This window comes from Agrobacterium sp. (genome assembly GCF_032092815.1).
Classification (GTDB): Bacteria; Pseudomonadota; Alphaproteobacteria; order Rhizobiales; family Rhizobiaceae; genus Agrobacterium.
The window spans coordinates 50,981-58,299 of the sequence record NZ_DAMDBP010000013.1 but is presented as its reverse complement, the minus strand read 5'-3'; the positions used below and the strand labels follow the sequence as shown (position 1 = coordinate 58,299).

General features: G+C 53.6%; 8 protein-coding genes. 6 read left to right on the top strand and 2 right to left on the bottom strand.

The features are described 5' to 3' along the window. On the top strand, positions 1-387 hold a 387-nt coding region (locus tag RT613_RS10155; RefSeq protein ID WP_313615032.1), incomplete at its 5' end, for an SMP-30/gluconolactonase/LRE family protein. 29 nt (positions 388-416) lie between these two features. Here RT613_RS10155 and zigA read toward each other — a convergent pair. Beyond that, complete coding sequence (gene zigA / locus RT613_RS10150) at positions 417-1,646, bottom strand: zinc metallochaperone GTPase ZigA (RefSeq protein ID WP_313615030.1); 1,230 nt, start codon at positions 1,644-1,646, stop codon at positions 417-419. 409 nt (positions 1,647-2,055) lie between these two features. On the opposite strand from zigA, the gene RT613_RS10145 reads away from it, so the two are divergent. Further along, positions 2,056-2,382 (top strand): hypothetical protein, encoded by a 327-nt coding sequence (locus RT613_RS10145; RefSeq protein ID WP_313615028.1) that lies wholly within the window; start codon positions 2,056-2,058, stop codon positions 2,380-2,382. Positions 2,383-2,560: 178 nt separating this feature from the next. Here the strand turns inward: RT613_RS10145 and RT613_RS10140 are convergent, their stop codons facing one another. Then, positions 2,561-2,998 carry an Lrp/AsnC family transcriptional regulator gene (locus RT613_RS10140; RefSeq protein ID WP_313615026.1) on the bottom strand — a complete coding sequence of 146 codons (438 nt, stop codon included), beginning with the start codon at positions 2,996-2,998 and terminating at the stop codon, positions 2,561-2,563. Between the two features lie 483 nt (positions 2,999-3,481). Here RT613_RS10140 and RT613_RS10135 point away from each other — a divergent pair, with 483 nt between their 5' ends. The 4 genes from RT613_RS10135 (at position 3,482) to RT613_RS10120 (ending at position 7,202) form a co-directional block, all read left to right on the top strand. Next, positions 3,482-4,906, top strand: coding sequence for a M20 family metallopeptidase (locus tag RT613_RS10135; protein ID WP_313615025.1), 1,425 nt, complete (start codon positions 3,482-3,484; stop codon positions 4,904-4,906). Between the two features lie 72 nt (positions 4,907-4,978). Then, a complete protein-coding gene (locus RT613_RS10130; protein WP_313615024.1) occupies positions 4,979-5,695 on the top strand; it encodes an ABC transporter permease subunit in 717 nt (238 codons plus the stop codon). Next, positions 5,692-6,411 (top strand): ABC transporter permease, encoded by a 720-nt coding sequence (locus RT613_RS10125; RefSeq protein ID WP_313615022.1) that lies wholly within the window; start codon positions 5,692-5,694, stop codon positions 6,409-6,411. The genes RT613_RS10130 and RT613_RS10125 overlap by 4 nt, the downstream gene beginning before the upstream one ends. Beyond that, on the top strand, positions 6,408-7,202 hold the full coding sequence (locus RT613_RS10120) for an ATP-binding cassette domain-containing protein (protein WP_313615020.1): 795 nt from the start codon (positions 6,408-6,410) through the stop codon (positions 7,200-7,202). Before RT613_RS10125 ends, RT613_RS10120 begins: the two co-directional genes overlap by 4 nt. Positions 7,203-7,319: the final 117 nt, after the last annotated feature.

Below are 7,319 nucleotides of genomic sequence, written 5' to 3'. Positions count from 1 at the left end.
TTTGGCCAGCCGAATGGTCTGGCATTTTCGCCCGATGAGACGAAACTCTATGTGGCAGATTCATCCTCAAGTCACGACATTACCCGGCCACGCCATATCCGTGTTTTTGATGTTGTTGACGGCAAGAGCCTGGCGAACGGCCGTGAATTCTGCGCACTCGACAATGGCTTACCGGATGGCTTCCGACTGGACACGCTTGGCAATGTCTGGACGAGCGCTGGCGATGGCGTGCATTGCTTTGCACCAGATGGCAAATTGTTGGGCAAAATCCTCGTTCCACAGACAGTCGCCAATCTGACATTTGGCGGCCCACGCAAAAACCGCCTGTTTATCACCGCAACCAAATCGCTTTACTCGATCTATGTTGCGGTGACAGGCGCTGTTTAGACTGCTGTAAGGATCAACCGACCGCAGGCTTATGCCGCCTGCGGCCGACCCCAGACAGGAAACGGGTCGGGCAGGGCGCGATAAGTCTCTGCCTCAAACCGCTGGAGGTCTTTACCAATCAGGCAGGCATCGAGCGCATCGCGGATCGCCTTTTCGTCCATGCCGGTCCCGATAAACACCAGTTCCTGTCGACGGTCGCCCCAAACCGGATGCCAGCGTTTTTCCATAGCGTCGAGAAAATCGGGGTGATCAGGCCAGCGACTTTTCGGCACCGACACCCACCAGCGACCCATCGGCGATACGCGGGCAATGGCCCCGGCCAGTGAGAAATCGCCCGCCCATTCCGGCCTTGTTGCCAACCAGAAATGTCCTTTGGCACGGATAAGCCCCGGCCATGCCTTATCAACAAAAGCCTGAAACTTTTCCGGATGAAAGGGCTGTTGCGCACGATAGACAAAACTTTGAATGCCGTATTCTTCTGTCTCGGGCACGTGATCTGCAAAGCCATATAGCTCCTTGAACCACAGAGGATGCGTTTCTGCCTTTTCCTCGTTAAACAGCCCGGTATCGAGAATGTCAGCCAGTGCAACCTTGCTAAAATCAGTTTCGATGATGCGCGCGTCGGCATTCAACGCCATGATGATCTTGCGCACGATATCCCGCTGCTCTTCAGTGATGTCAGACACCTTGTTGAGAACGATGACATCGGCAAATTCGATCTGCTCGACCAGCAGATCCACAATCGTTCTCTCATCCGCATCACCGTTGGATTCACCACGTTCGCGCAGAAATTCATTGGAACCGTAGTCTTTCAGCAAGTTTACCGCATCAACCACGGTGACCATGGTGTCCAAACGGGCAACATCTGACAGGCAGGCATCATTTTCATCCCGAAACGAAAATGTTGCAGCGACTGGCAGCGGTTCGGCTATGCCGGTTCCTTCAATCAACAGATAGTCGAAACGTTTTTCCTCTGACAGACGACGGACTTCAACAAGCAGGTCGTCGCGCAGCGTGCAACAGATGCAGCCATTGGTCATTTCCACCAGCTTTTCCTCAGAGCGAGAAAGATTGCCGCCACCTTCACGCACCAGTTCAGCATCGATATTTACCTCACTCATATCATTCACAATAACCGCAACACGCTTTCCCTCACGGTTATTGAGAATGTGGTTGAGCAGTGTCGTCTTTCCCGCACCGAGAAAACCGGAGAGCACTGTTACCGGCAGTCTGCGATCAATGATGTTTGCTGTGGGCATCGGCTTTCCTTCGATAATGTTATAACGTAACATTTAATTATTCGAACCTGACAAAGTGTCAAGTTGCAAACGTCCATCGACTGGAAAATTGGCAGGGACAACCGCGTTAGAAAGCCATTTACCGAGGCACGAAAAGCGGGAAAGATGTCGGATTGACCATTATTGAGTGCAGCTAACGACCCAACGGAAAATCACCATTAAATTGTATTTAACGGACACAAAATCGTTCTTTGAAGACAATCTATGAACTTTAGGATCATTGCGTGTATTTCCGCAAAAATGCCGTTTACGCATCATGAATATTCAATATCTACACAAATTATAGAATTTTATAACCACAACCTGCACCATGTTTCACCGATGCTTGGGAGGACAAGACAATCACACAACGCACTCTTGAGGAGAGACCATGCCGAAAATTTCAAAGCCCAGCATCATCGCCACGACAACACTTGCTACTCTATTGCTGACTGGGCAGGCATCTGCGTCGAAGGCGCTTGTGGACGCTGACTGGCTGCAGAAAAACCTCGATAATCCCAAGGTTCGCGTCTTTGAGGTGAACGTTGATACAGGTGTGTATGAACGTGGCTACATTCAGGGAGCCCTGAAGATCAACTGGCACACCGATCTGGTCGACAAGGACACAACCACCATTCTCTACGGCTGGATATTCCTGGTGTTTTCTTCTCTCGGCGCAGCTGCGGGACTTTTTCCACTGCGCCGTGGTTGGCTGTGAGCCGCATATGACCAAGGGACGACCGCGACAAAATCATGACCACTGGTGTGTTTTTACCTTCGCAGGATGCTCATCCGCCAACATTCGACACCAACATCCGACCGAACTCCGCCCTGTCTTGAACCACAGAAGCCAATCCCGCGACGGAAGCGCAATACAGTAGGCGCCACCAAGGAACCTATAGTTTTGCCCGTGTTGATCGTGGTGTCGACAAAAGCAGATTAGTTTCGCTGTTGGTGATGCCAGGCACCAGACGGATTTTCCGCAAAACAGCATCAAAGTCGGTGAGGCTTGAAGCGCTCAATTCGACCAGGAGATCCCACCGGCCATTCGTTGTGTGGATTTGTGAGATCTCGGAAAACCCTCCCAGCGTTCGGATGACCCGGTCTGTGACATGACCTTCGATCTCGATCATCATGACCCCGCGAACGACATCTTCCACGGCGTCGGCCCGGAGCATGACCGTATATCCCAGGATCGTTCCGTCCTGCTCCATTCTCTCGAGACGCGCACGCACCGTCGCACGGGATGTTTCGGTTTCGATCGCCAAATCCGACACGCTCCTGCGGCCGTTTCCGCGCAGCAGGGTGATTATTTTTCGGTTGAGTTCATCCATGTCAATTTGGTCTCATTAATTGCCAATCTGGGCAGTTTTAGATATAAAACTGTCAAATATCAATGTTCGACCTACCATGTCTCCACGTTACGGTGCTTGCACCAGAGGGGGAGAAAGACATGGAATCGACGTTGATCTGCGCGGATGTGCGGGCCGGGGAGGGGTGCCTATGCGGGCCAAAAACCACAGCGCTCCGAAATATCAGCCTGACCACGTTCAAATTCTGAATATTCATTGACCATACGCTTTGGGCGATCTGTGAGTGCTATGCTGTCTCTACAGCTTCTGCGATCCAGGGTCAGACAACAGTTATCCCAATGACCTAATCATGGCTGATCGACTGTCGGCACCAAATCCGCCCTTTGCCACCAAGCCATCGAAGAGGTAATGAGCACCACTTCAGATTCCTCATTTCCAAAAATGCTTTTTCAGCACGGTTGGACATGAGGGGAACATCAAAGCGTCAAGAAAAGCGATGAAGCCATGGTGAAAAACCATCACGACATCTGGGATATCGTAGACGGTAAAAGTGTCGACTATTTTGAACTCAGCGATACGGTTTGGGACCACCCGGAAACCAATTTCGAGGAATATGTGTCGAGTGACGCGCATGCGGCGATGCTGGAAGCAGAAGGTTTTCGTGTTTCGCGCGGCATTGCCGGCTTGCCGACAGCTGTGATGGGGGAAGCCGGTGACGAAGGGCCGGTCATCGCAATTTTGGGTGAATTCGATGCCCTGCCAGGCTTGAGCCAAACGGCTGGCATTCCCGAGGAACTGCCCGTTGAAGCGGGTGGTCATGGCCATGGTTGCGGCCACAATCTTTTGGGCGCGGGCTCGCTTTTGGCTGCTGCGGCGGTCAAGGATTATCTGGCCGCACACGGTCTCAAAGGACGGGTGCGCTATTATGGATGCCCGGCCGAGGAGGGTGGCTCCGGCAAAGGTTTCATGGTGCGTGAAGGCCTGTTCGATGATGTCGACATTGCATTCTGCTGGCACCCTGCGCCATTTGCCGGTGTCAATGATCCGGTTTCACTCGCCTGCAATGAAATTGTTTTCCAATTTACCGGTCGTGCTGCCCATGCCGCATCTGCCCCGCATCTGGGCCGAAGTGCGCTGGATGCGGTTGAACTGATGAATGTTGGCGCAAATTACATGCGCGAACATATGCCGTCTTCGGCCCGCATCCATTATGCGGTAACCGATACCGGCGGATTTGCGCCCAATGTTGTGCAGGCAAAGGCGGTTGTTCGTTATTTGATACGCGCACGCAGCCTTCCCGAAATGCAGGCCCTGCTTGAGCGTGTCAAAAAGATCGCTGAAGGCGCAGCACTGATGACGGAAACCACCGTGCGCAGCGAAATCATCAGTGGTGATGCCAATCTGATTGGCAACATGCCGCTTGAACAGCTGATGCATCGTGAACTTGAGCGTCTGGGACCGCCAGTTTTTGACGACGAGGATCGGGAAACCGCGCGACGCTTTCAGACAACGCTGACCAAAGAAGACGTTTCCGATGCATTTCGTCGTTTTGGTGTTGAACCGAAGGCAGATATCGCACTATGCGACGCCATCTATCAGCCCTATCAGGGAGATAACTCGCTTGTCGGCTCAACCGATGTCGGCAGCGTAAGCTGGGTTGTCCCCACGGTGCAGATGCGCGGCGCGACCTGTGCTATTGGCACGCCGCTTCATTCATGGCAGATGGTGGCGCAGGGAAAATTGCCTGCTGCTCATAAAGGCATGGCTCATGCTGCAAAAGTCATGGGAAGCACGGCGGTCGAATTGTTTCAAAATCCCGAGCGGATTGCCGAAGCCAAACAAGACCACGCAAGTAGGCTGAACGGCGTTACTTTCGTAAACCCGATCCCTGACAGCGTGCAACCAGCTCTGCCTGTCGAAGCGAAATGAAAGACAGCGCTAGCAGCTGCCGGAAAGTGAAATGACGTTCAATTGCTCCCCCACATTACGGCCTGATGCATCATGAAGGCTTTTTTCGATATTCTCAGCTTCGGCCCCGACGGCTGGGGTTATGTGTTGACCATGGCGGCCCTTGTGACCGTGTCACTGGCCGTCGTGGGTTTTGCGCTTGGCGCAGCCATCGGCGTCTTTGCCGCCTGGGCAAAGATTTCCGGCGGCCGCACTTTGCGAACAATCGCTGATGGATACACGACGATCATCCGTGGCATTCCCGACCTGCTGGTTATCTACCTGTTTTATTTTGGCGGTAGTGCAGCTGTCACCGCAATAGGCAAGTTCTTTGGTACGCAGGGCTTTCTCGGGTTCCCGGCCTTCCTTGCCGGTGTGCTGGCAATCGGCATTTCCTGTGGCGCGCATCATACCGAAGTGTTTCGCGGTGCATTCCGTGCCGTTTCAAAGGGGGAGCTCGAAGCAGCCTCTGCCTGCGGCATGGGGCAGGCGCTTAAATTCCGTCGCATCATCGCGCCGCTGGCACTTCGCCATGCCTTGCCGGGTCTTGGCAATGTCTGGCAGGTAGCACTGAAGGAATCTGCTCTCATTTCTGTTGTCGGTGTTGTCGATATCCTGCGTCAGGCACAGATCGGCGCCGGATCGACCGGGCTACCGTTCAACTTCTTCCTGATCGCAGGCGCACTTTACCTGCTGATCTCCTCGGTTTCCGGCACGATCCTGCAGGCGGCCGAGCGACACTTCTCGCGCGGCGTCAGGAGGGCAAAATGAACCTTGAATTTTATACGGAAGCCTTTCTGGCCATGATGGGCGGTGTGCCGCTTACTCTTCAGCTTGCTGCCTCCGCCATCATCTGCGGCGCGGTGCTGGCGCTGTTACTGGCGATGATGCGCCTGTCTGGCATTACTGTTCTCGACTGGATTGCACGTCTCTACATCTTTGTGTTTCGTGGCACGCCATTGCTGGTACAGATTTTCATCATCTATTATGGCCTCAGCCAGTTTTCGGCCATCCGCTATTCTTTCCTGTGGCCGATTTTGCGTGAACCATACTGGTGCGCGATCATCGCGCTGACATTGAACAATGCCGCCTATGCTGGTGAAATCATTCGCGGCGGCCTCTTGTCGGTGCCTCACGGTCAGATTGAAGCCGCAAAGGCCTGCGGCATGTCTTGGTTCACCTGCTTCCGCCGGATTGTCATGCCACTCGCCATCCGGCAGGCCCTGCCTGGTTATGGCAATGAGATGATCTCCATGGTCAAGGCAACATCGCTCGCCTCCATCATCACATTGATGGAAGTGACTGGCATTGCCGCAAAACTCATCTCTGAAAGCTACCGCGTCATTGAGGTATTCGTCATTGCGGGCGCCATCTATCTCGCCATCAATTTCGTCCTGACCCGTTTGCTTCTGGTCGCAGAATACAGGCTTACACCTTATCTGCGCCAGCCAACTGTCAGCATCCTCACCGAAGGAAAAACATCTTGAGTAAACTTATCTCTGCCAATGCCCCGGTGGCGCTGAACGTTGAAAACCTGCGCAAAAGCTTCGGCACGCATGAGGTGCTGAAAGGCATCTCGCTTGAAGCGCGCGAAGGCGAAGTCATTTCCATTCTCGGCTCTTCGGGATCGGGAAAGTCCACACTGCTGCGTTGTATCAACCTGCTGGAAATCCCGACCTCCGGTACGGTTACAGTTTCGGGCGAAACCATTCGCATGTCCACCAATTCAAAGGGCGAGGCTTACCCGGCTGATAAAAAGCAGGTGTCACGCATCCGCTCCGAGTTGGGCATGGTGTTCCAGAGTTTCAATCTCTGGTCACACAAGACCATCCTTGAGAACATTATCGAAGCACCGGTTTACGTTCAGGGTCGGCCGCGGGCTGAATGTGTCGCTGAAGCGGAAGCACTGCTGGCCAAAGTCGGCATTGCGGACAAGCGCGATTTCTACCCGGCCCATCTTTCAGGCGGCCAGCAGCAGCGCGCGGCCATCGCCCGTGCATTGGCAATGAAGCCAAAAGTCATGCTGTTCGATGAACCGACGTCAGCGCTCGATCCTGAGTTGGTCGGTGAAGTGTTGCGCGTGATGCGGAGCCTGGCTGAAGAAGGCCGCACCATGCTGGTCGTCACCCACGAAATGGGCTTTGCCCGCGATGTATCCAACCGCGTTATCTTTGTTCACCAGGGATTGGTCGAAGAAGACGGCGCACCGGAAGACGTGTTCACCAACTCCAAGTCGGAGCGGTTCCGCAAATTCATCAGCCACGAAAATGCGGGCTAATTGTTTCAAACGGAATTCATTCATGCCAAACGCCGTTTGGCATTTAACTGCAGTAAGGGAAATAAAATGAAGACCAAGGGATTGTTCAAAGCCCTGTTTGTTTCGGCCATCGTTGTG